Source organism: Grimontia sp. NTOU-MAR1 (genome assembly GCF_035758505.1).
Taxonomy (GTDB): Bacteria; Pseudomonadota; Gammaproteobacteria; order Enterobacterales; family Vibrionaceae; genus Enterovibrio; species Enterovibrio marinus.
Window position 1 is genome coordinate 3352510 of the sequence record NZ_CP142108.1, and the last position, 24236, is coordinate 3376745.

Consider the following 24236-nt stretch of genomic DNA (forward strand, 5'->3'; position numbering starts at 1 on the left):
AATCCATGTCAGAAGCGGCAATGAACCTTCTTATCGACCAAGCCAAAGAGCAGGAGCATTATGCTCATTTGGCGCTGGTGGCTGCCCAGCAAGAGCTGCAAAGCTACTATGTTCAGGTCGAGCAGATTGAGCGCTACCGTCTGGATTATTTTCGTCAAATGTCTGAACGTGGGCAGGCAGGCCTGAGTGCGAGCAGCTATGGTCACCTTAACCGCTTTATCGTCCAACTGGATGAAACACTGGCAAAACAGCGCCAGGCGGCAATGGATTTTGAAGACAATGTTGAGCAGTGCCGTGAGCATTGGCAGCAATGCCGTCAAAAAACCAAGTCGCTGGAATGGCTGGTGGAAAAGCGCCAGAAGGAAGTCAAAATGCGGGCTGAACGTCTGGAACAAAAACAGATGGATGAGTTCGCCACACTCATATACACCCGTCAGAAATCCTCGTTCTAATATTTTGGCCTGATAATTGCTTTTACCTTTCTAACACGTTGCCGGACAAGGTTTCCGGCGCCAAACGATAAAGAATCTGAAGCGGGATAATTATGAGCCAAACCAGTTTCTTACTTTCCGGTTTATCAAGCAGCAAAGCGCCGATGGCCGAAGGCAAAGCTGTCACGTCTCCAGAAGTGTCTGAAAGCGAAGGAGAAGGTTTCTTTGCCCAACTGGCCCAGCTGGTTTCTGGCGGAGCTGAAGCTGTATCAGATGAAAAAGCGGTCGTTGCTGAAGGTGACGCTGCCAGTGAAGAAACAATCAATGCCGCGCTGGCAAAATCATTGGCGGATGTTGAAGGTGAAGATGCCGAAAAGTTGGCGGCGGATAAAGAAATTTTTAATGCCAACGGCGAACACGTCGCCGCCAAGCTCGCCATTGACGGCGAGGCTGATGCTCATGTCGCGAAAACCACAAAAGCGATTGAGAATGGCGATGAAAGCATCTTGAACCTCCAACAGGTCGCCAAACAGGATGGTGAAGTTCTGTTACAACGTCTGAATGAATCTAATCAAGTTCTTCAGACCAAACCAGATGAAGCTTCACCGGAGTTTAAAGCGGCTCAATTAGAAACGAGCAAAGCTGATGGCAAAAGCTTGCCGCAACAAGCCAATAACAGTGAAGCGCTGCCTGAAGAAGTAAAAGTCGCGGTTCGTCAACCTGACGGAAAGACACCTGCTGATACCAAAACGCCCAATTTGGATCAGGCGGCGCAAGTTGAAGTGGATGCTTTGCTTTCCAAGCCTATCAGTATGCTCACTGATGATGAAAAGATGGTTATTGAGCAACTGGTTGCCAAAGTGGAAACTGGCTTATTGAATGTGCCACGAGAAAGTGGTGCTGCCCAAGTCAAAACAAAGGCTTTGAGCGATTCAGAACTCATCGCCGCGGTTGATGCTTTGCGCGCGTCGATCGCACAGGAAACAACAAACCCTGATGCTCCTGTTATCGCCGCACCTATAATGGGTCAGGCTACTGTAGCCACTACCAATGGTGACGGTGAAGTCATGCCGGAGATGATGGCCAAAGCCAGCCAGTCCCCTGAGTGGGCGGGAACAAAAGCTCAGCAAGAAATGATGATGCGGGCTCAGATGGTTGCTGCGACTTCAACCATGAACGGCGAACCAGAAAAGGCATTGGTTGACCTGCAGGCTAAAGGTTTAACTCCAGCGGCACAGGCTAATATGAGTCAGGCTGCGTCTGCTGTGCATGCGGCGGTGAACCCACAAACCCTGCCATCGACACCGATGTCCGCATTCTCCGCTATACCGTGGACACCAGGGGTAATGCAACGTGGTTCGAATCAGCCACAACCTGCAGCAAGTCAGGCTGTGCTAGAAGCCACCGCTGCCCAGCAACTGACAGAAACCGCACGTCCAGGTACTGAAGCAAAAGCCGATCATTTGGCACAGCAACTGGCATCGAGCTTTGGTCATCAGGCGGGTACAACCGCAGCGAAACTTGATGCCTCGGCTGTACAGACACCATTGCAAATGAGTCAGAACCAGACAGAAGCGGCAAATGCTTTGTCTGAACGTGTGAACATGATGATGTCGAAAAACCTGAAGCATGTTGATATTCGTTTAGACCCGCCAGAGCTTGGCAGACTACAAATTAAACTCTCGGTAAACAACGATCAGGCATCAGTACAGTTTACCGTGGCAAATCAGACTGCAAGGGACCTGGTGGAGCAATCCATGCCGCGACTGCGTGAAATGATGCAGCAACAGGGTTTGCAACTTGCACAGTCTTCCGTTCAGCATCAGGATGCAGGGGGAAGACAGTCTTTTGCAGGTAACCAAGCCCAACAGGGTGAAAGCCAAAGTGGACAAAATGGGCAAGGCAATTCTTCCCAGTTTGGACGGGGCGATGAACAAGATACAGATCACTCTGTGGCAAGCCAAGACTACTATGTCAACACGCCAAAAGATCGTGTTGACTATTATGCTTGATGTAGCATTCTTGCTGCGCTTATTTTGGAACTGGAAAAAGAATTAACCCCTAACTGAGGTAAACCATGGCAGATGAAGATATTGAAGCTGGCGACGGTGGTGGCGGTGGTGGTAAAAAGAAACTGATCATTATCATCTTAGCGGCAGTGTTGTTACTCGGTGGTGGTGCAGGTGCATTCTTTTTCCTGATGGGAGGCGAAAGCGCGCCACAGGAAGAAGATATTGTGATTGAAGAACCTGAACCTGTGAACCTTCAAGCAATTTATGTGTCGTTACCACAACCGTTTGTGTTTAACGTCACCGGTGACATGCAGCAGCGGCTAGTGCAGGTAAATGTGCAGTTGATGGTGCGTGGTGACCAGAACGAGATAATGGCGAAGCAGAACTTACCTCTGGTTGAACATAGCCTCCTAACAACATTCGGGGCTGCAACTGTGGAGCAACTGCGTACGCCGCAAGGACAGGTGGAAGTCCGTAAGCAGGCTGTAGATACCGTGCAGGCTGCAATGGAAAAAGTCACCGGCAAAACAGTCGTTGAGCGGGTGTTATTTACTGGCTTTGTAATGCAATAGGTGCAATGTGACCGATCTCCTCAGTCAAGACGAAATTGATGCGCTTCTTCACGGTGTAGACGACGTTGAAGAGGATGAGCAGGATTCTGGCGGTGACGGTGGCGGCGATATCGCTTCCGCGTCGAATTTTGATTTCTCCTCACAAGACCGTATCGTCCGTGGGCGAATGCCCACCCTGGAGCTGATAAACGAGCGATTTGCGCGTCACATGCGTATCAGCTTGTTTAATATGATGCGCAAAACGGCTGAAGTATCGATTAACGGCGTACAGATGGTGAAGTTTGGTGAGTACCAAAACACACTATTCGTACCGACCAGTTTAAACATGGTTCGCTTCCGTCCGTTGAAAGGTACTGCACTGGTTACTATGGAAGCTCGCCTTGTGTTTATCTTGGTTGAGAACTTCTTTGGTGGTGATGGCAGATTCCATGCGCGTATCGAAGGCCGTGAATTCACTCCAACCGAGCGTCGTGTTATTCAAATGCTGCTCAAGCTGATATTTGAAGACTACAAAGATGCTTGGGCACCGGTCATGAAAGTTGAGTTCGAATACCTCGACTCAGAAGTGAACCCCGCAATGGCAAATATTGTGAGCCCGACAGAAGTGATTGTCGTGAGCTCATTCCACATCGAACTTGATGGTGGTGGCGGTGACTTCCACGTTGTCATGCCCTATTCCATGGTCGAGCCCATCCGTGAATTGCTTGATGCTGGTATCCAGAGTGACAAGATGGATACCGACAAGCGCTGGTCAAAAGCGCTTCAGGATGAGGTGATGGATGTGGAAGTCGCATTGACAGCGAAGTTGCTTGAAACCTCCCTGTCGCTGCGCGATTTGATGGAGCTGGAAGCGGGCGACGTGATCCCCGTAAAAATGCCAGATGCATGTACAGTCTTTATCGAAGATTTGCCAACATTCCGCGGCAAGATGGGACAGTCAAATGACAATCTCGCGATAAAGATTACTGACAAGCTCAAGCGTCCAGAAGTGATGAAGAGTGATGTCAACCTGTTGGAAGACGAACCGATTGAGCTGCTCGAAGATTTGAGTGACAAAGAATCGGATGAATAACTAATACGTTGGTAGATAATCATGAGTGATGTGGAAGACGATTGGGCTGCAGCGCTTGCCGAACAGGCTGAAGTAGAAGGCGGTGATGATGTACAGACTGCCCCGCTGGATGAGCTGGTGGATGAAACGCCGCCAATCAACGCGGATGAAGCCCGGAAGCTGGATGCGATTCTTGATATTCCGGTAACGATTTCCATGGAAGTGGGCCGTACCAATATCAACATTCGTAACCTGCTTCAATTGAACCAGGGCTCGGTCGTTGAGCTGGACCGTCTGGCCGGTGAGTCGCTGGATGTACTGGTTAACGGCACCTTGATTGCTCATGGCGAAGTGGTTGTGGTGAACGATAAGTTCGGTATCCGACTGACCGACGTTATCAGCCAAACAGAACGAATTAAAAAGTTGCGTTAACGACGAACTCTTTGCTTGCTGTATTGAAGACGCCTGCCGCTTTGCGGTGGGCGTTTTTTTAGGCCTGGATTTTGCTTAATGGGTGTATTAACCGAAAAACACAGGCTGAGAAAGAGAGTTCATGGTATTCCTGCGACGAGCTGCAATTGGATTGATGTTTGCCCCAAGTGCCTATGCGGCAGCACCAGATGGCCAAGACCTAGCGACCACTTTGGGTGCGTTAGTGCTGGTGATTGGTGTGATATTTGGTTTGGCCTGGGCACTGAAACGTATGCAGGTACCATCGCTGATGGGCGCGAAATCTGGGCTTAAAGTAGTTAGCCAGCTTCCGCTAGGCCAGAAAGAGCGTGTTGTTGTGCTTGATGTGAATGGCGAGCAAGTGCTGGTGGGTGTTACGGCCCAGCAAATCACACTGATCAAGTCGTTAGACAATCCAATCACTGATTCGGAATCTCCGAAATCTTTCTCTTCCCAATTCAACCAAATTCTGAAGAAAAATGATGCGTCTTAAATCCGTCACTGCCATTTTTCTGGCGCTTTGCTGCTTTTTTGTCACCCCGTTTGCGCTGGCTGAAGAAGAGCCAGCTCCAGCGTCAGAAACCATTACCGAAACCCTGATTAACGATGCCGGCGAGGCCTCGATGATCCAGGCTCGAAATGGTGGTGGCATTCCAGCTCTGACCATGACCGTCAACCCAGATGGCAGTGAGGACTACTCGGTCACTTTGCAGATCTTGGCGTTGATGACAGCGCTCGGCTTCCTGCCAGCGATTGTGATTCTGATGACGTCTTTCACCCGTATTGTGGTCGTGATGGCAATCCTGCGTCAGGCCATGGGTCTTCAGCAGACACCATCAAATCAGGTGATCATTGGTATCGCTATGTTCCTGACTTTCTTCATCATGTCGCCTGTGATTGACCGAATGAACGTCGCGGCGGTTCAGCCGTATCTCAATGAGGAAATTACTGCCCGAGAAGCGTTTGACCGCGTTCAGGTGCCATTACGTGAGTTCATGCTGCAACAAACACGCGTGAAAGATCTTGAAACCTTCGTGAACATGTCCGGCTCACAGGTAACAGAAGCGGAAGAAGTACCAATGACAGTGCTTATCCCAGCGTTTATCACCTCAGAGCTGAAAACCGCCTTCCAGATAGGCTTTATGTTGTTCCTGCCGTTTTTGATTATCGACCTCGTGGTGGCCTCGGTACTGATGGCGATGGGTATGATGATGCTCTCGCCGATGATCGTGTCTTTGCCATTTAAGCTGATGTTATTTGTGCTGGTGGACGGTTGGAACCTTATCCTGTCGACCCTTGCAGGCAGTTTCGGGTAGGAGTAAGTCATGGGACCAGAAGCTTTTGTCGAACTGTTCCAGGATGCGCTTTATCTCATCCTGGTCATGGTTTGCGCCATTATCATCCCCGGTCTAATTGTTGGTTTGCTGGTGGCGATTTTTCAGGCCGCGACCTCGATTAACGAACAGACCTTGAGTTTCCTGCCGCGTTTGATTGCTACGCTGGTGGCGCTGATGTTCTTCGGCCATTGGATGACGCGCATGCTGATGGAGTATTTCTTCCGCTTGGTTGAAGAAATACCTCTGTTGCTTTACTGACTGAGTTTCAGGTATGGAATACCCGGCAGATATCATTCTTAATTGGCTGGCACAGTACTTCTGGCCGTTTACGCGCATCTCATCAATGATGATGACGATGACGTTTTTTGGTGCCCGTTTTGTACCGGTGAGAATCCGTTTGTATCTGTCTCTGGCCATCACGTTTGCTGTGATGCCAGCGTTACCGCGTGTACCTGAAACCATTGAGCTGGTTTCCTTTGGCGGATTGGTCGTTTTGGCGCAGCAAATCCTGATTGGTATTGCGATGGGCACGGTGACCCAGTTTGTTATCCAGACCTTTGTGCTACTCGGTCAAATTATCGGTATGCAATCGAGCTTGGGTTTTGCTTCTATGGTCGACCCGGCCAACGGGCAGAACACGCCTTTACTGGGTCAGTTCTATCTTTTCGTCGCCACCATGATTTTCCTCTCCACCGATGGACATCTTCAGATGCTTAACCTGGTGGTCATGAGCTTTAAAACCCTACCAGTGGGTGAAATGCTCGGTGTGGCGGATTACCGCGCGCTGGCAAGTTGGTTTGGCATCATGTTCAGTGTGGCGCTCGGGATGGCACTTGCGGGCATTATCGCCTTGCTGACGGTGAACCTTTCATTTGGTGTCATGACCCGTGCTGCGCCGCAGTTAAACATTTTCTCACTGGGCTTCTCGTTTGCGTTGCTGGTGGGTTTGATGATCTGTATGTATCTGCTCAACGGAATTTTGCCGCATTACCTGAATCACTGGGACACAGGGCTGAATACTATCTGTGACCTTATCCGTCTCGACTGCACATTAGGTGGAGGTACCTGATGGCAGAGAACGACGGTCAGGAACGCACTGAAGACGCCACGCCCCGAAGGCGACAGCAGGCGCGGGAGAAAGGTCAGGTACCGCGCTCAAGAGAACTGGCGTCAGTCGCCGTGCTCGTAGTGGGCGCAGTTGCATTGATGTGGTTTGGCGAAAGTCTTGGCAAAGCTTTGATGGAGATGATGCGAAAACTTTTTACGCTCACGCGTGAGGAGATATTTGATGTCACCACGCTGGGGCTGATTTCTTATGGGGCGATATTTCATATTGTCTGGCCGATCACCTTTGTATTGTTGATGCTGTTTATTGCAGGTTTGATTGGTGCTTCCGCATTGGGTGGTGTCTCCTTTTCCTGGGAAGCAGCAAGGCCTAAATTGTCCAAAATGAGTCCGTTGCAAGGCATCAAAAGGATGTTCGGCAAGCAAAGCTGGGTTGAGCTTCTCAAGTCAATTCTAAAAGTGGTGCTGGTATCCGGTGTGGCTTTCTATCTCATGTGGGCGAGTCTCGATGATTTCTATCAGCTCAATATCGAAACTTTTCCGACCAATCTCTATCATGCCCTAGATATTCTGCTGAATTTCGTATTGTTGATTTGTTGCTCCCTGCTTGTGGTCGTCGCGATAGATGTGCCGTTCCAAATCTGGCAGCACAATGAACAGCTCAAGATGACTAAGCAGGAAATTAAAGACGAATACAAAGAAACTGAGGGTAAGCCTGAAGTTAAGGGGCGGATCCGAATGCTCCAGCGCGAAATGGCCCAGCGTCGTATGATGGCAGAAGTCCCGTCTGCAGACGTGGTGATCACTAACCCGGAACACTATTCGGTTGCGCTTCGTTACGACAGTAAAATCGACAAAGCGCCAGTAGTAGTCGCCAAAGGTTCAGACTTCCTCGCACTTAAAATCCGTGAAATTGCCGCTGAGCATGACATCACGATTGTGCCTGCGCCGCCGCTTGCCCGTGCGGTTTACTACAGCACCGAGTTGGAACAACAGATCCCTGATGGTCTATTCACGGCGATTGCCCAGTTGCTTGCTTACGTATTTCAGCTTAAGCAATACAAAAAAGGGCGTGGACGTAAACCTAATCCGCTGGCAGATCAGCAATTGCCAATACCGCCGGAATTACGTCGCTGATGTGATACTTAGCGATATTATATTAATAACTTATTGATTTTAAGATATATGAAAATTGGTTCGTTTTTTGCTTCTTGGGTCTCAGTGATTAAGCCCAGAAGAACATAAACGACACATGAAGCTTTCTTTGCCGTTCTACGACAAGGTACAGGATAAAATTCCATTCAAGCGAGGAACTGCATTCCCAGCGATTGGTGCACCGCTCCTCGTACTCTCAACCCTTGCGATGGTCGTGCTACCTATGCCGCCATTGCTGCTCGACCTGATGTTCTCATTTAACATTGCCCTTTCTCTGGTCGTGCTTCTGGTTACTGTTTACACCCGTAGACCACTTGATTTCGCCGCGTTTCCTACTGTACTGCTGATCGCGACGCTGATGCGTCTGGCACTGAATGTCGCTTCAACCCGTGTGGTTCTGCTTCATGGTCATGAAGGTCCAGGTGCAGCCGGACAGGTGATCGATGCCTTTGGCTCAGTAGTGATCGGAGGTAACTACGCTGTTGGCCTGGTGGTGTTCCTTATCCTGATGATCATCAACTTCATGGTTGTCACCAAAGGTGCGGGTCGTATATCCGAAGTCAGCGCGCGTTTCACCCTGGATGCATTACCGGGTAAGCAAATGGCAATTGATGCGGATTTGAATGCCGGCCTGATTAATCAGGAACAGGCGCGTACCCGCCGTCAAGAAGTGACCAAAGAAGCCGACTTCTACGGTTCGATGGACGGTGCGTCAAAATTCGTCAAAGGTGATGCCATCGCCGGTATTTTAATTCTGGCGATCAATATCATCGGTGGTTTATCCATCGGTATGATCCAACATGATGTCAGCTTCTCAAACGCCATCGAAATTTACACTCTGTTGACTATCGGTGATGGTCTCGTTGCACAGATCCCGTCGCTCTTGCTGTCGATTGGCGCAGCGATCATGGTAACCCGTCAGAACACTGACGAAGACATGGGGCAGCAAGTAGTCTTCCAACTGGTAGATAATCCCCGCGCTCTTATTATCGCGACCGGTATTTTGACGGTGATGGGTATTGTTCCTGGCATGCCACACATTCCATTTTTGACGCTGGCGCTGGTTTGTGGTGGTTTCGCCTACTGGAAAACCAAAGAACAGACTAAAGCTAGGAAAGAAGCGGAAGAAGCACCTGCAAAAGAAGTGGTGGCCCCAAAACCGAAAGAGCTCTCCTGGGACGATGTACAGCCAGTTGACGTGATTGGTCTAGAAGTTGGTTACCGTCTGATCCCAATGGTTGACCGCGATCAGGGGGGCGAGCTGCTTGACCGCGTAAAAGGCGTGCGCAAGAAGCTGTCGCAAGACTTTGGTTTCCTTATTCCACCAGTACATATTCGTGACAATTTGGAACTACCACCGAACAGCTACCGGATTACTTTAATGGGTGTTGCTGTTGGCGAGGCGGATATCCGCCCTGACAAGGAACTGGCGATTAATCCAGGTCAGGTGTTTGGTCCTGTTGACGGCGAAGGTACCGTTGACCCTGCGTTTGGACTGGAAGCAGTGTGGATTGAGAAATCTCAGCGCGAACATGCCCAGGCACTTGGCTATACGGTCGTGGACTCAGCCACTGTACTGGCAACCCATTTGAGCCAGATGCTGACCAACAATGCTGAACGTCTCTTAGGTCACGAAGAAGCGCAGAACCTTATTGATATGCTGGCTAAGCAGTCGCCTCGACTGGTGGAAGGTCTTATTCCTGACCTCATTTCGCTGGGCTCTGTGGTGAAAGTGATGCAGAACCTTCTCAATGAAGCGATTCCTATTCGTGATGTGCGGACTATTATACAAACACTCTCTGAGTATGCGCCGAAGAGTCAAGATCCCGACATTCTCACTGCTGCTGTACGAATTTCGCTCAGACGCCTGATTGTTCAGGAAATCAATGGTGTAGAGCCGGAATTACCTGTTATTACTTTGGTTCCCGAGCTGGAACAGATATTGCATAAAACTATGCAGGCGTCAGGTGGTGAATCGACCGGTATCGAACCGGGTCTGGCAGAAAGGCTACAACAGAGCCTGTCAGAAGCTACCCAGCATCAGGAACTGCAGGGTGAACCGGCAGTCTTGCTGACTTCAGGGGTACTTCGTTCAACACTGGCCAAGTTTGTTAAAAATACCATTCCGTCACTAAGAGTCCTGTCTTATCAGGAAGTGCCGGATGAAAAACAAATAAGAATTGTGAGAGCGGTTGGCAACTGATGTTGCGACATCAGTAATTCAGGACAGCGATTTTGAAGATTAAACGATTTTTTGCCAAAGACATGCGAACAGCGCTGGCCGAAGTGAAAGAAGCACTCGGCGCAGATGCTGTCATTATGTCCAACAAAAAAGTAACTGGCGGTGTCGAAATCGTGGCGGCAGTAGATACTGACGCACCAACCCGTGATGTGCGCAAGGAAGCGGCGAGAACGCAGATGGCGCAAAACATGGACCGTGCTCAACAAACACGCCGACTGGCTGATGACACTGTGCACCTACGTCGTGACATCAGCAAAGAGGCAGCCAGAAAACCACTGGGTGGTGCATTGGGCAGCAAGTTCTCCAATTTGCTTGACCGTTACCAATCTCAGTTGCCGGAAAGCAATACTTCCGATGAGCCTCAGCAGGAAGCCGATTCGCTGAGCGCATTGTTAGCGCGTCAAAATGACGCCCGTACCCGTCAAAGTGAAAACACTTACAGTGCTGCGCCAGCCCGTCGTTCTAATGGTCATAACGGCCAGAACGGTCAGAGCAATGGTAGTCGCAATGGCGCCAACAACGGTTTCTCCCGCTCGCAGCAACAAGCTAAAGGTCAGGAGCTTGACCGCCTGTATCGTCAAAAACGTGACGAGCAAGACCGCCGTGCACCGGGTCGCGATGATCGCTTTGAATTGCGCAGCGAATCACGCCGCCAACCAGCGCGTCAAGGCAACGAAGAAATCGAAGCGATGCGCAAGGAAATGGCGACGATTCGCAGCCTGCTTGAGCATCAACTTTCCGGTTTGATGTGGCAGGAAGTAGAGCGTAAAGAGCCTCTTCGTGCCATGCTAATCAAACGTCTTGAAAAAATGGGTATCTCCCCAGTACTGGCCGACCAACTGGCTGGCTATATTCCTGAAGATACGCCACCAAATGAAGCGTGGTCGGAGTTACTGGAGTTAGTGGCAGATCAAGTCATTACGACCAGTGAAAACATGTTGGAGTTGGGCGGTGTGATTGCATTGCTTGGCCCTACCGGCGTGGGCAAAACGACGACCATCGCAAAGTTAGCAGCCAGGGCGGCAATGGATTTCGGCCCTGAAGAAATTGCTCTGGTGACGACAGATACCTTCCGTATCGGCGCACATGAGCAGTTAGCGACCTATGGCAGAATTTTAGGTTGCCCCGTAAAAGTTGCTAAAGATGCGGATGAACTGGCCGATATACTGTATCAGTTACGTCACCGTCGACTGATCCTGTTGGATACCGCAGGCATGGGCCAGCGAGATCTGAGGCTATCAGAACAACTTGATACTCTTATCCAAAACAGTGGTTCACATATCCGAAGCCTCCTTGTATTGTCCGCGACTTCACAACGTCGCGTACTGCAGGAGACTATTGATCACTTCCGGCGCATTCCCCTATCTGGATGCGTGCTCACGAAGTTGGACGAATCCCTCAGTCTGGGGGAATTATTGAGTGTGACCATAGAAAACGCCCTTCCGGTTACCTATCTGGCTGATGGCCAGCGTGTACCCGAGGACATTCGCCAGGCAAGTGGGAGATACCTGGTTAACAAGGCGAGTGAACTGATGGATCAAGATTCAGAGCAGCGAAACCATTTCTGGAGTCATGATGTACCAGAGTCGAATGCGGCGGACTTTTATGATTGAGACAACCATGCATGATCAAGCAAGCGGCCTCCGCCGCCTGACAAACCCGACTCGTACCAAAGTCATCACCGTCACTGGTGGTAAAGGTGGTGTCGGTAAAACCAACATCACCTTGGGTATGGCAGCTGCCATGGCCAAGCAAGGCAAAAAGGTCATGGTGTTGGATGCTGACTTAGGGCTGGCAAATGTCGATGTATTACTGGGTTTGCGTGTAGGTAAGAACCTCAGCCACGTTATGCAGGGCGTGTGCGACCTCAAAGATATCATTATCGAAGGTCCTCACGGCATGAGGATTATTCCAGCTTCGTCGGGTATGCGAGGAATGACCGAGCTCAGTACAGCTCAGCACGCCGGTCTTATTAGGGCATTTGGTACTCTAGAAGAGGACGTTGACGTGCTGCTGGTGGATACCGCAGCAGGTATCTCTGACATGGTCTTGAGCTTCTCACGCGCGGCGCAGGATGTGTTGATTGTGGTGTGTGATGAGCCGACTTCCATCACAGATGCCTATGCATTGATTAAGCTGCTGAGCCGTGAACACGGCGTTACCAGGTTCAAGGTCGTTGCCAATATGGTGCGCAGTTACCGCGAAGGTCGCGATTTATTCACAAAATTAACTCGGGTAACAGAAAGATTTTTAAATGCTAATCTAGAATTAGTAGCATGTGTTCCATTAGATGAGCATGTGCGTCAGTCTGTGAAGAAGCAACGCGTCGTGATTGATGCATTTCCAAAGTCTCCGGCCGCGCTTGCTCTAAATGCGTTGGCAAACAAGGCCCTGACCTGGCCTGTACCACGTAATCCGGGCGGACACTTGGAGTTTTTCGTTGAGCGACTGCTGGTTCGAGACGAGGCTGCGGGGGATTACCTCAGTGAATAGGGCGCTGACCTATGGCAGGACAGGAGCATCAACGGAGACTGTGTTTGAGCAGTACGCCACATTAGTGAAACGGATTGCGCACCACCTGATAGCCCGTTTGCCCCCAAATGTGCAGGTTGAAGATCTCATTCAGGCGGGCATGGTTGGTTTGCTTGAAGCGCAGCAGAACTACGATTCCACAAAAGGAGCGAGTTTTGAAACCTACGCTGGTATCCGTATTCGTGGCGCCATGCTGGATGACATCCGGAAAGGCGACTGGGTGCCGAGGTCGGTTCACAAGAATAACCGCCAAATCAGCGAAGTGATTTCACAGCTTGAAGGTGAATTGGGGCGAGACCCCAGCGACAAAGAAATTGCGAAACGCCTGGGCATGAGTTTGGATCAGTATTACCAAGCTCAAAACGACATCAACGCAGGGCGACTGATTGGTATCGATGACTTGGGCGTTTCAGAAGATGCTTTCGTGACAGAAAGTCATCGTGATGAAAATCTTCCCTTTGAGGAAGCGGCCGGGGATAGCTTTAAATCGCACTTAGCGAATGCCATCCGCGGACTTCCTGAAAGAGAAGCTTTGGTACTCTCTCTCTATTACGACGAGGAACTCAACCTCAAGGAGATTGGGGCCATTATCGGGGTTAGTGAATCCCGGGTTTGCCAGATACAAAATCAGGCAATGCAGCGGTTACGGACCAAGCTATCCGCTTGGTCAAAGTAAGTTTCTACAATAATAAGGAACCTCACTGGAGGCCACTTTGAACACAAATATGAAAATCCTCGTTGTTGATGACTTTTCAACAATGCGCCGTATCGTTAAAAACCTCCTTCGAGATCTGGGTTTCAACAACACCGTTGAAGCAGATGACGGCCTGACAGCACTGCCAATTCTTAAGAAAGGCGGTATTGACTTCGTCGTTACTGATTGGAACATGCCGGGCATGCAAGGCATCGATCTGCTAAAAAACATCCGCGCTGATGATGAGCTCAAGCATCTTCCAGTTCTGATGATCACCGCAGAAGCCAAGCGTGAGCAAATCGTTGAGGCCGCTCAGGCTGGTGTGAATGGTTATATCGTTAAGCCGTTTACTGCCGCGACGCTCAAAGAAAAGCTGGATAAGATTTTCGAGCGTATGTGATTTTTTTCTTCGCGCAGTGATGGATTATTTAAACGATGATAACACTCGACCAAGCTAAAGAATTGGTCAGTCTGCTCGAAGAAGGGAATCAGGACGGCGCGAACGAATTACTGGCCAATCTTGTCAGTGACGTGCGCAATCCGCTCTTCAATGAGGTAGGAAAACTGACCCGGCAACTACATGATTCGTTGTCAAATTTCCGTTTAGATCCACGCGTCAACGATTTGGCTACCAGCGAGATCCCAGATGCGAAAGATCGCCTGAACTTTGTGATGGAAAAAACGGAACTGGCTGCGAACCGCACCATGGATGCAGTGGAAGCGACCCTTCCAATCGCGGACAACCTGCAAGAATGTCTTGCCTTGGTTCGTCCGCAATGGAACAACCTCATGGGTGGGCGGATTGACATAACAAGTTTCAAAGACTTGTGCCATCAAATCGACGGTTTGTTGACACAGGTTGAAGGGGATACCACTAAGCTCCACGGTCAATTGACTGAAATCCTTATGGCGCAAGACTTTCAGGATCTAACCGGACAGGTTATCCGTCGTGTCATTGAGTTGGTGCAAGAGGTAGAAAAACAACTGGTTGAAATCCTCACTGCCTTTGGTCTGGATGACGATCAGAAAGAACCAGAAACAGAAGCAGAAGCTGAACAACAGCAATCTGGCATTGTGGCTGAAGGTCCAGTCGTCTCCGAGAAAGAGCGTCAAGAGAAGCAAGTGATGCAAAGTCAGGATGACGTCGATGATCTGCTTTCCAGCCTGGGCTTTTAGGGGTGCGTTATGAGTTTTGAAATGGATGAAGAAATCCTCCAGGACTTCTTAATCGAAGCCGGTGAGATTTTGGAATTGCTATCCGAGCAATTGGTCGACCTGGAAAAATCACCAGAAGACAGAGACCTACTCAATGCAATATTCCGTGGTTTCCATACCGTAAAAGGTGGTGCAGGTTTCCTTTCACTCACCGAACTGGTTGAAACATGCCACGGTGCAGAAAACATCTTTGATAACCTGCGTAATGGCGGACGTGAATTGACGCCGGAAGTGATGGATACCATCCTCCAGTCATTGGATACCGTTAACGAGCAGTTCGCTTGCGTGCAGGAGCGCGAACCGGTACCTGCGGCTGATCCAGCACTCATTGAAGCACTCCACAGATATAGTCGCCCTGCTTCAGAAGATGAAGCAGCAGAAGCGGCTGCACCAGAGCCGGAACCAGAGCCGGAGCCGGAGCCAGAACCAGAAGCGGTAGCAGAAGAACCGGCCGAAGGTAGCGAAGCGATTGCTGGTGATTCTGTTGATGAAATCACAGACGACGAATTTGACCGTCTTCTGGACGAACTGCACGGCGCAGGCAAAGGTCCACAAGCAGGTGACAGCGCGTCAGCCCCACAAGCTGCAACAGGTGGCGGTGATGACATTACAGACGACGAATTTGAAAAACTGTTGGACGACCTGCACGGTGCAGGCAAAGGTCCACAGGTTGGTGGTGCGCCAGAAGCCGCGACACCACCACCACAAAACGCGTCGGTAGAAAGCCCGTCCAGTGACGAAATCACTGACGATGAATTTGAAAAACTATTGGATGACTTGCACGGCAAGGGTAAAAGTCCGATTGACAGTGGTGCAGCTACCGCAGCTTCAGCGCCACCTCCGCCGCCGAAAGCAGAGCCAAAACCTGCGCCAGCGCCGGTGCCAAAAGCCGAGCCTGCGGCAGCAAAACCACCTGCACCAGCTGCCAAGCCACCAGCAAAGGCTGACGACAAAAAGCCGCCTGCACCTCAGGTTGAGCAGACTGTACGTGTGAACACCTCCACGTTGGACACCATCATGAACATGGTGGGTGAGCTGGTCTTGGTGCGTAACCGTCTGGTGAGTTTGGGTGCAAGTAGCGATGATGAAAACATGGCGAAAGCAGTGACCAACCTTGACGTGGTCACTGCTGACCTTCAAGGCGCTGTGATGCAAACACGTATGCAGCCAATTAAGAAGGTATTTGGCCGTTTCCCACGCGTTGTACGTGACCTTGCACGAAGCCTGAAAAAAGACATCGTGCTGGAAATGCGCGGCGAAGAAACCGACTTGGACAAAAACCTGGTAGAGGCACTTGCGGACCCGATGGTTCACTTGGTGCGTAACTCGGTTGACCACGGCATTGAAATGCCGGATGCCCGTGAGGAAAAAGGCAAACCACGCACAGGCACCATTACCCTTGCGGCTTCGCAGGAAGGTGATCACATTCTGCTGACCATCGAAGATGATGGTGGCGGTATGGATGCAGAGAAATTGCGTTCTATCGCAGTAGAGCGTGGTGTGATGGATGCAGACGCCGCGGCACGTTTGAGCGATACTGAGGCCTATAATCTGATCTTTGCTGCAGGTTTCTCAACCAAGACTGAGATTTCAGATATCTCTGGTCGTGGTGTAGGTATGGACGTGGTGAAAACGGCGATTACCCAACTGAACGGTACAATTTCTATTGATTCAGAACTGGGCCGCGGCACTATTATCTCAATCAAAGTGCCTCTGACACTGGCAATCTTGCCGACTCTGATGGTCGGTATCGGTAACAATCCGTTTGCGTTCCCGCTGTCGAACGTTAATGAAATCATCAGCCTTGATCTTTCTAGAACTAACACAGTTGACGGACAACTTACGTTGATAGTGCGTGAAAAAGCAATTCCTCTCTTTTATTTGCAAGATTGGCTTTGCCCGAGGCATCACTCTCAAAACCGAGAGACTGGACATGTTGTGATCGTCCAGATTGGCCATCAGCCTGTAGCATTTGTTGTGGATTCTCTCATAGGTCAGGAAGAAGTTGTGATCAAGCCTCTGGATGAACTGCTGCAAGGCACGCCGGGTATGGCAGGAGCAACAATTACCAGTGACGGGAACATAGCTTTGATCCTTGATGTACCGAATTTGCTTAAGCGATATGCTGGCGGATAAACCAAAAGGAACGACATGGTGTTGAAAGTTTTGGTGGTGGACGATTCAAGTTTTTTCCGCCGCCGTGTTAGCGAAATTATTAACGGGGATCCTCGCCTTCAGGTTATCGACTGTGCAGTTAATGGAAAAGATGCAGTTGAAAAGGCAGCAAAGCTAAAACCAGATGTCATTACTATGGACATCGAAATGCCTGTGATGGATGGGATTACTGCAGTTCGTGAGATCATGCAGAGCAATCCAACGCCTATTCTGATGTTTTCTTCGTTAACGCATGACGGGGCAAAAGCCACCTTAGACGCGTTGGATGCGGGCGCGCTCGACTTTCTGCCAAAGAAATTCGAAGACATCGCACGTAACCGCGACGAAGCGGTCGCCTTGCTCCAACAGCGCGTGAACGAGATTGCTCGTAAGCGCGCCTTTATGCGAAGACCTGCACCTGCGGCACGCCCAACTACCAATGCGCCAACACCAACGGCTTCGCGTGCGCCAGTCCGCCCGATGACAAGTAGTGCGCCCAGCGCACCTACTGCACCTGCGGCAAGACCTGCTTCATCTTTGGCACGTTTTAAAGCTAGCGGTAAACGCTACCAATTAGTGGCGATTGGCACCTCTACAGGTGGGCCGGTAGCACTACAAAAGGTGCTGAGTGGGTTGCCTGCGAATTTCCCAATGCCTATCGTCCTTATCCAGCACATGCCTTCAACCTTTACTGCAGCGTTTGCACAGCGTCTGAATGGCCTTTGCAAAATCACAGTGAAAGAAGCGCAGGATGGCGATCAATTACAACCAGGCACCGCTTATTTGGCGCCGGGTGGAATGCAGATGATGATTGATGGACGCCCAGGGGCAGCTCGTGTGAAAATTATCGACGGCGGCGATCGTATGAATTACAAGCCATGCGTGGATGTTACCTTCGGGTCTGCAGCCAAAGTCTACAACGACAAAGTATTATCGATGGTATTGACGGGAATGGGTGCAGATGGCCGGGACGGTGCAAGATTACTGAAACAACAAGGTTCAACGGTGTGGGCACAAGATGAGGAAAGCTGCGTGGTCTACGGTATGCCGCAAGCTGTCGCTAAAGCGAGCATTTCAACCGAAGACTTACCGTTGGATCGCATCACCGAGCGTATTTTCGTTGAGCTCAACCTCGTTTAAGGAGCGGCTGTGATAGTCTGGAGCATTGCAAACCAGAAAGGAGGCGTGGGGAAAACCACCACCACGATTACCCTAGCTGGGCTTCTCAGTGAAAAGAATAAGCGTGTGTTGCTGATAGATACCGATCCGCATGCATCGCTGACAACCTATCTGAATTACGATTCGGAGCAGTTGCCCCGTACTTTGTTCGACCTTTTTCAATTACAGGCTATCAATCGCGATACGGTTAAGCCGTTGATCCTCAAGACTGAATATAAAAATCTCGATCTTTTGCCATCGCATATGTCACTGGCGACACTCGATCGCGCCATGGGCAACCGCGGGGGTATGGGGTTGATGCTGAAGAAAACGTTGGCGTGCCTTGAAGAAGAGTACGATTACGCTTTGATTGATTGCCCGCCAATTCTGGGTGTCATGATGGTTAATGCGTTGGCGGCGAGTAACCGTATTCTGATCCCGGTACAAACTGAATTTCTGGCGATGAAAGGTCTTGAGCGCATGGTGCGTACATTGCAGATCATGCAAAAGTCCCGTGCATCAGCTTTCAAAGTGTGTATTGTCCCAACCATGTATGACAAACGTACCCGTGCTTCTCTTGAAACGCTTCAAGAGCTTAAGGTGCGATACCCTGATCAGGTTTGGACGTCAGCAGTGCCGATTGATACTAAATTTCGCGATGCAAGTTTAAAGCACATGCCGCCATCGTATTACGCAAAAAATTGTCGCGGCGTGTTTGCCTATAAAACGCTGCTCTCTTATCTGGAGCGACTTGAACAGGATGAAAGATAGCCGTGCCTTATCCAGTGTTCAGGCGCTGGATGACTATTTTGATGCACTGTTGGAAGAAGATTACTTTTCTCAGCAGCATGACACGGATGTGACGTCACAGGCCGAAGAGGAGAGCGTTGAGCCCAAACCTCAGCCTGTTGTTATGGAACCGGTTGAAAAATTCAACGGTGCTACGCTGACCAAAGACAAGCGCGATTTGTCTTCGGTAGAAAAGTTGCTTAGTCAGCTTAAGCTGGATGAAGACATGGAAGTAGAAGTCGAGGAATTGACGGAAACTGAAATGATCATTGACAGCGAACAGGCTGTTGAGAGCTACACCGAAGCGCTGACTGAGACAGAAACGGATATCGAGGTTGAAGTAGCAACGGAAACCTTGACTGATACCTTCATAGAAGCGGAGGTTGAAGTTGAAACCGATGTAGAGACTAGCGTTGAGGTAGAAGCCTTCGTCGAGCCGGTCGTTGAAACCACTGTCGAAACCGATGTTGAAGAATTGGTGGAAGAAGCGGTTGAAGCGGAAGTTATTTCCGAGCCCGAAGTTGAAGTCGCAATTGAGGAAACTGTCACTGAAGAAGTGGCTGATTCTGTCGATACAGAGATTGAAACCGCTAGTGACCAGGAAACTCATGCTGAAGAAGATATAGCGCCACCTTGGCAAAACATTGCTTCTGAGTATGCGTTTCAGGTGTTGTTCTTTGAGTCGTTTGGTGTGACATACGCCGTTCCTCTGGCTGAGTTAGGGGGGATCCACAAACTCGAAGATTGCAATCACCTGATTGGAAGACCGGACTGGTATCTGGGTCTTCAGACTGAACGGGACCAACAGTTGGATGTGGTAGATACCGCCAAATGGGTGATGCCAGAAAAAATAGCGGATAACAGCCATCGCGATGACTATAGTTATATAGTGATCTTGGGTGACAGTAAATGGGGCTTGGCTTGTAACGCCCTACTGGGGACTGAGTCACTCCATGGTGAACAAGTGCGATGGCGCGAACAAGCTGGCAAACGGCCTTGGTTGGCCGGACTGGTTAAAGAAAAAATGTGCGCCTTGATCCACGTAGAAGCGCTGATTGCCATGCTGAATCAGGGTATTGATGCCAATGCGTTGGCGTAAGTGACGCAGCACAGCACGAAAAGAGGAAAATAAATGTCTCAGGTAGCTGAAGTTCAAAAAGAAAATGTGAATGACGAAGTCCTGCAGTGGGTGACTTTCCAGCTGGAAGACGAAACCTACGGCATTAACGTAATGCAGGTTCGGGAAGTATTGCGCTACACCGAAATCGCGCCGGTACCGGGTGCACCAGACTATGTTCTTGGCATCATCAACCTACGCGGTAATGTAGTGACAGTCATCGACACCCGTTCACGTTTCGGCCTTTCCCAAGGTGAAGTGTCAGACAACACCCGAGTGATCGTGATTGAAGCGGAATCTCAGGTCATAGGTATCATGGTCGATAGTGTGGCTGAGGTGGTTTACCTCAAGACCTCTGAAATCGATACTACGCCAAGTGTAGGTACCGATGAAAGCGCCAAGTTTATTCAAGGTGTAAGCAATCGTAGCGGTCATCTGCTGATCCTGGTTGATCTGAATAAACTACTCTCTGATGAAGAGTGGTCAGAGATGGCAATGCTGTAATGCTCGACCTTGTGTTGCAATGGTTACCGCTGGGCGTTTCTTTGAGTGTTGCGGTGGTTGCCTTGTTGATGCTAAGACGGGAAAAGAAAGCGCGCTTGGGTCTGGAAGCGAAATTCCAGGCGATGGAGCTACTTTACAAAAATGCCCGTCAGCAGCAAGAGAGCTTGTCTAAGCAGTTTAATGAATTGCGGGCGGGCTCTATTGGCATGAGTCAAAAGCTTGCTGAACTATCACAGCGCTTTGATGAGTTGCTCGACAAACAGAATGAGATGGAAATGCAGGACCCAGACGGTCGTCTATACAGCCGCGCCAGTAAGATGGTAGAACTTGGGGCAGATCTTCGGGAGTTGATGGAAGAGTGTGACCTGCCTAAAGCAGAAGCAGAGCTTCTCATGAATATCCGAAAGCAGCGTATGACGCGCTAATCAGATACTTAAATCCATCAGACCGTTTTGTTGAGCATTGACCCCTCCCAGCCGGGCGGGGTTTTTCCATCTAAGTACCAGGCAAAAGCGATCAATTCAGCGATCACCAGATATAACTGTTCAGGGATTTCACCACCTACTTCCAGCGCCGATAGCCAATTCATCAGAGCTTCATCGCTATGGATGAGTCCACCGTTCTTTTCCATCTCTTCAATGAGCTTTTCAGCCAATGCATCGTAACCCTTGGCTGACACCTTTGGCGCATTGACACCGTCGTATTTAAGCGCCACTGCGCTTTTGGGCTTCTTCATACCTGAATGTTCACTCCTGACGAAATAGTTTCTGTCTGTACACTTTCTATGGTGCTGATATCACATTGCTCCAGTGCGATATGGTGCTGGGCAAGTTTTTCCTCGAGTTTGGGCATTGCAGTCTCTATCTGGTTTTTTAAGCCATCAGCATCGGTGGAAAAACTGAGAGAAAGGGAATTGTCCTCAAGTTCTGCTGTCGCAGTGAGGTGACGGTTTTTGTCTAGAGTCAGGTTGAGCGTGACGCACCAGCGCAACTTTTTCTTTTTCCTCCCGGTCTTTTTCTCGACGTTGATGCGCACCGGAGAAAGATTGTTGTCCCTGAAAGGGAACAGCCAATGGTAGTCACCGGGCTTGGTTTGCTCGTTGATGCGCTGCTCTGCCATCAACATAAGTAAAGACTTAAGTTTTCCAGCGCCGTCTTGTTCGCTGGTAGCAGTTGTTGCGTGACGCAATGCTTCCAGCAATCCTTTGTCGGCCTGTTTCTCTGCGAGCCATTTGGCAGCCTGTTTACTATCGCTGGGCATGGTGAGTCGCTTTAGAAGATCAATGACAACAGGGGCGAGTGTTTTTGCATCTGACTTGGTTGTTTGCAACAGGGAATAAAGCGGCATTAGGGCGAGCAACTGGGAAAGCTGTGAACGCTGGCCGTCACTCAGACTGCCTGTGTTGCCGGATGATTGGAGTGGCTTGCCTGCTTCGAGCAAGCTTTTTACCGGAACATTTTTCAATGTCTCCTGCGTTAATGTATTGATGTGATTGATATTGTCGATTTTCATATTTACTCACAATTATTAACGCTTAGCGCATATACCCAGACCTCATCAATCAGTAGGATTTGATTGCTTGAGTGACATTAGCGAGACCCTGCGGCTAACGACTTTAAACGCCTCTATGGTATTATCGGGCAAATTTTTCATAACTTTATCGGGAAAGCCAATTTCTCATGTTGGAAGTGCGCGAGCTCAGCTGTGTCCGTGATGAAAGGGTGCTGTTTGAAGATCTCAGTTTTACGTTGTCATCCGGTGATCTTGTCCAAATTGAAGGTCCAAACGGCGCAGGTAAAACCACACTCTTACGGATCATCGCTGGTCTGGGATTGGCAGAGTCTGGGGATGTACTCTGGGACGGAGAATTGGTCAGTAAAGCCCGTGAAGAGTTCTATGGCAACTTGCTGTTTCTAGGCCATAGTACGGGCGTAAAGCGTGAAATGACCGCGTTTGAAAACCTTGCTTTTTACCAGCGTATGCATGGTGAAGCAGATGAAGATAGTCTTTGGGAAGCTCTTGCCCGCGTGGGTCTAGCAGGACGAGAGGATGTACCAGCTGCACAGTTGTCAGCGGGTCAAAATCGACGAGTAGCGTTGGCGAGGCTGTGGATCAGCCAATCCAAACTTTGGATTCTGGATGAACCTTTGACGGCCATCGACAAGCAAGGTGTAAAAGTACTCGAGAACCTTTTCCAACATCATGTGAGCAATGGAGGCATGGTGTTGTTTACAACTCATCAGGATATGTTCGAAGGTGACTCAAAGTTGCGTCGGATCAGGTTGGGGGCCTAATGGGAACTGTTATGTTTCACATGGTTCGCCGCGAACTCCTCGTCGCATTTCGCCGTCAATCTGACATGCTGAACCCACTGTGGTTTTTCATCATTGTCATCACGCTGTTTCCTTTAGGTGTGGGTCCGGGACCTAACCTACTGGCTGAAATCGCACCAGGCATCATCTGGGTGGCGGCCCTGCTTGCGGCGGTGTTGTCATTAGACAGGCTGTTCCGTGATGACTTTATGGATGGTTCATTAGAACAGATGTTACTGATGCCAGAACCTTTATCTGTTCTGGTCTTTGCGAAAATTATTGCGCATTGGTTGCTGACAGGCGTACCACTATTGATCATAAGTCCGCTTTTAGCGGTATTACTGTCTTTAGACTGGGAAGCTTATAAGGCTGTTGTGCTCACGCTATTGATAGGTACACCGACGCTGAGTTTTCTCGGTTCGATTGGTGTAGCGCTGACGGTTGGTCTTCGAAAAGGTGGCGCGCTGCTAAGCCTTTTGGTCCTGCCGTTGTTTATTCCGGTTCTTATCTTCGCGACATCGGCGATTGATATGGCTGCCGCAGGATTTCCAATAAACGGTCAGCTTGCCATTATGGGGGCAATGCTGGTCGGTTCGGCCACGCTTTCTCCGTTTGCAGTGTCTGCTGCCCTGCGGGTGAGTGTCCAATAATACCTAATTATTAATAGGGTCAGCAGACCCTGCATATTAACTGAGAGCGATATTTGCAATGTGGAAATGGCTTCATCCATATGCCAAGCCCGAGGCAACTTACCAACTGTGTAACACCTTGTTACCTTGGTTTGCGGTATTGGCAGTAATGTCTCTGATAACCGGTACCATTTGGGGATTGGCATTCGCGCCGTCTGACTATCAACAAGGTGACAGTTTCCGAATTATCTACATTCATGTTCCTGCAGCAATTTGGTCAATGGGTGCATACATGTCGATGGCCATTGCTGCGTTTATCGGTTTAGTGTGGCAGATCAAAACCTCTGACTGGGCAGCAGCTGCTATGGCACCAGTTGGTGCAGTATTCACCTTTATCGCTCTGGTGACTGGTGCAATTTGGGGTAAACCTATGTGGGGCGCCTGGTGGGTGTGGGATGCGCGACTAACTTCTGAACTTATCCTTTTATTCCTCTATCTCGGTGTTATAGCGCTCTATAACGCTTTTGATGATGACCGCACAGCGGGGCGTGCCGCAGGCATTTTGGCGCTTGTTGGTGTGATTAACCTACCTATTATCCATTTCTCTGTCGAGTGGTGGAATACGCTGCACCAAGGTGCATCCATCACTAAGTTTGCCAAACCTTCCATCGCATCGGATATGCTGTGGCCACTGCTTCTGAATATCTTTGGCTTTGCATTGTTCTTTGGTGCAGTGTCATTGATGGGACTGAAAAATAAAATTCTACAACGTGAAGCGCACCGTCCATGGGTACGCGAGCTGGTTGAGAGGGGATAG

At 49.8% G+C, this 24236-nt stretch carries 27 protein-coding genes; 25 read left to right on the forward strand and 2 right to left on the reverse strand.

The features are described 5' to 3' along the window. Positions 1–5: 5 nt before the first annotated feature. The 22 genes from fliJ to VP504_RS15715 all read left to right on the forward strand — a co-directional run bounded on the left by fliJ (position 6) and on the right by VP504_RS15715 (position 20903). Positions 6–452, forward strand: coding sequence for a flagellar export protein FliJ (gene fliJ / locus VP504_RS15610; RefSeq protein ID WP_325891973.1), 447 nt, complete (start codon positions 6–8; stop codon positions 450–452). 92 nt (positions 453–544) lie between these two features. Next, positions 545–2443: a flagellar hook-length control protein FliK gene (locus VP504_RS15615; RefSeq protein ID WP_325891974.1), complete on the forward strand. Its 1899-nt coding sequence runs from the start codon at positions 545–547 to the stop codon at positions 2441–2443. A 65-nt stretch (positions 2444–2508) separates the two neighbouring features. Further along, positions 2509–3015, forward strand: a complete 507-nt coding sequence (gene fliL, locus VP504_RS15620) for a flagellar basal body-associated protein FliL (protein WP_325891975.1) — start codon at positions 2509–2511, stop codon at positions 3013–3015. A 7-nt stretch (positions 3016–3022) separates the two neighbouring features. Next, entirely contained in the window at positions 3023–4087 is a 1065-nt protein-coding gene (gene fliM, locus VP504_RS15625; protein ID WP_325891977.1) for a flagellar motor switch protein FliM, read from the forward strand. 21 nt (positions 4088–4108) lie between these two features. Beyond that, the gene (gene fliN / locus VP504_RS15630; protein WP_005506661.1) at positions 4109–4498 is read left to right on the forward strand and encodes a flagellar motor switch protein FliN; all 390 of its coding nucleotides are present in this window, start codon (positions 4109–4111) and stop codon (positions 4496–4498) included. Positions 4499–4619: 121 nt separating this feature from the next. Next, complete coding sequence (gene fliO / locus VP504_RS15635; RefSeq protein ID WP_062704601.1) at positions 4620–5009, forward strand: flagellar biosynthetic protein FliO; 390 nt, start codon at positions 4620–4622, stop codon at positions 5007–5009. Beyond that, positions 4999–5832: a flagellar type III secretion system pore protein FliP gene (gene fliP, locus VP504_RS15640; protein ID WP_062662984.1), complete on the forward strand. Its 834-nt coding sequence runs from the start codon at positions 4999–5001 to the stop codon at positions 5830–5832. The genes fliO and fliP overlap by 11 nt, the downstream gene beginning before the upstream one ends. 9 nt (positions 5833–5841) lie before the next feature. After that, complete coding sequence (fliQ, locus tag VP504_RS15645) at positions 5842–6111, forward strand: flagellar biosynthesis protein FliQ (RefSeq protein WP_325891978.1); 270 nt, start codon at positions 5842–5844, stop codon at positions 6109–6111. A 13-nt stretch (positions 6112–6124) separates the two neighbouring features. Continuing rightward, positions 6125–6922 carry a flagellar biosynthetic protein FliR gene (gene fliR, locus VP504_RS15650; RefSeq protein WP_325891979.1) on the forward strand — a complete coding sequence of 266 codons (798 nt, stop codon included), beginning with the start codon at positions 6125–6127 and terminating at the stop codon, positions 6920–6922. Further along, positions 6922–8055, forward strand: coding sequence for a flagellar biosynthesis protein FlhB (flhB, locus tag VP504_RS15655; protein ID WP_325891980.1), 1134 nt, complete (start codon positions 6922–6924; stop codon positions 8053–8055). The genes fliR and flhB overlap by 1 nt, the downstream gene beginning before the upstream one ends. A gap of 115 nt (positions 8056–8170) precedes the next feature. Next, entirely contained in the window at positions 8171–10276 is a 2106-nt protein-coding gene (gene flhA / locus VP504_RS15660; RefSeq protein ID WP_325891981.1) for a flagellar biosynthesis protein FlhA, read from the forward strand. Between the two features lie 32 nt (positions 10277–10308). Next, complete coding sequence (gene flhF / locus VP504_RS15665; protein WP_325891982.1) at positions 10309–11928, forward strand: flagellar biosynthesis protein FlhF; 1620 nt, start codon at positions 10309–10311, stop codon at positions 11926–11928. After that, positions 11921–12808, forward strand: coding sequence for a MinD/ParA family protein (locus tag VP504_RS15670; RefSeq protein ID WP_062704611.1), 888 nt, complete (start codon positions 11921–11923; stop codon positions 12806–12808). Before flhF ends, VP504_RS15670 begins: the two co-directional genes overlap by 8 nt. Next, positions 12801–13523: an RNA polymerase sigma factor FliA gene (locus VP504_RS15675; protein WP_325891984.1), complete on the forward strand. Its 723-nt coding sequence runs from the start codon at positions 12801–12803 to the stop codon at positions 13521–13523. Before VP504_RS15670 ends, VP504_RS15675 begins: the two co-directional genes overlap by 8 nt. Positions 13524–13572: 49 nt before the next feature. Further along, complete coding sequence (gene cheY / locus VP504_RS15680; protein WP_002537850.1) at positions 13573–13941, forward strand: chemotaxis response regulator CheY; 369 nt, start codon at positions 13573–13575, stop codon at positions 13939–13941. 35 nt (positions 13942–13976) lie between these two features. After that, positions 13977–14717 carry a protein phosphatase CheZ gene (locus VP504_RS15685; RefSeq protein ID WP_062704614.1) on the forward strand — a complete coding sequence of 247 codons (741 nt, stop codon included), beginning with the start codon at positions 13977–13979 and terminating at the stop codon, positions 14715–14717. Between the two features lie 9 nt (positions 14718–14726). Next, positions 14727–16892: a chemotaxis protein CheA gene (locus VP504_RS15690; RefSeq protein WP_325891985.1), complete on the forward strand. Its 2166-nt coding sequence runs from the start codon at positions 14727–14729 to the stop codon at positions 16890–16892. A 15-nt stretch (positions 16893–16907) separates the two neighbouring features. Further along, on the forward strand, positions 16908–18050 hold the full coding sequence (locus VP504_RS15695) for a protein-glutamate methylesterase/protein-glutamine glutaminase (protein ID WP_325891986.1): 1143 nt from the start codon (positions 16908–16910) through the stop codon (positions 18048–18050). A gap of 9 nt (positions 18051–18059) precedes the next feature. Further along, entirely contained in the window at positions 18060–18839 is a 780-nt protein-coding gene (locus VP504_RS15700) for a ParA family protein (protein WP_062704620.1), read from the forward strand. After that, positions 18829–19956 carry a chemotaxis protein CheW gene (locus VP504_RS15705; protein ID WP_325894060.1) on the forward strand — a complete coding sequence of 376 codons (1128 nt, stop codon included), beginning with the start codon at positions 18829–18831 and terminating at the stop codon, positions 19954–19956. Before VP504_RS15700 ends, VP504_RS15705 begins: the two co-directional genes overlap by 11 nt. A 33-nt stretch (positions 19957–19989) precedes the next feature. After that, the gene (locus tag VP504_RS15710) at positions 19990–20478 is read left to right on the forward strand and encodes a chemotaxis protein CheW (RefSeq protein WP_062704624.1); all 489 of its coding nucleotides are present in this window, start codon (positions 19990–19992) and stop codon (positions 20476–20478) included. Then, positions 20478–20903, forward strand: coding sequence for a DUF2802 domain-containing protein (locus VP504_RS15715; protein ID WP_062704626.1), 426 nt, complete (start codon positions 20478–20480; stop codon positions 20901–20903). The genes VP504_RS15710 and VP504_RS15715 overlap by 1 nt, the downstream gene beginning before the upstream one ends. A 17-nt stretch (positions 20904–20920) precedes the next feature. Here the strand turns inward: VP504_RS15715 and VP504_RS15720 are convergent, their stop codons facing one another. Then, complete coding sequence (locus VP504_RS15720) at positions 20921–21214, reverse strand: EscU/YscU/HrcU family type III secretion system export apparatus switch protein (protein WP_325891988.1); 294 nt, start codon at positions 21212–21214, stop codon at positions 20921–20923. Then, on the reverse strand, positions 21211–21990 hold the full coding sequence (fliK, locus tag VP504_RS15725) for a flagellar hook-length control protein FliK (RefSeq protein ID WP_325891989.1): 780 nt from the start codon (positions 21988–21990) through the stop codon (positions 21211–21213). Before fliK ends, VP504_RS15720 begins: the two co-directional genes overlap by 4 nt. Before the next feature lie 167 nt (positions 21991–22157). Between fliK and ccmA the strand changes: the two genes are divergently transcribed. Genes ccmA through VP504_RS15740 form a run of 3 tightly spaced genes read left to right on the forward strand, consistent with a single transcriptional unit; the run spans position 22158 to position 24236 of the window. Next, positions 22158–22772: a cytochrome c biogenesis heme-transporting ATPase CcmA gene (ccmA, locus tag VP504_RS15730; RefSeq protein ID WP_325891991.1), complete on the forward strand. Its 615-nt coding sequence runs from the start codon at positions 22158–22160 to the stop codon at positions 22770–22772. A gap of 11 nt (positions 22773–22783) precedes the next feature. After that, the gene (gene ccmB / locus VP504_RS15735; RefSeq protein ID WP_442788881.1) at positions 22784–23440 is read left to right on the forward strand and encodes a heme exporter protein CcmB; all 657 of its coding nucleotides are present in this window, start codon (positions 22784–22786) and stop codon (positions 23438–23440) included. A gap of 58 nt (positions 23441–23498) precedes the next feature. Further along, positions 23499–24236, forward strand: coding sequence for a heme ABC transporter permease (locus VP504_RS15740; protein ID WP_325891993.1), 738 nt, complete (start codon positions 23499–23501; stop codon positions 24234–24236).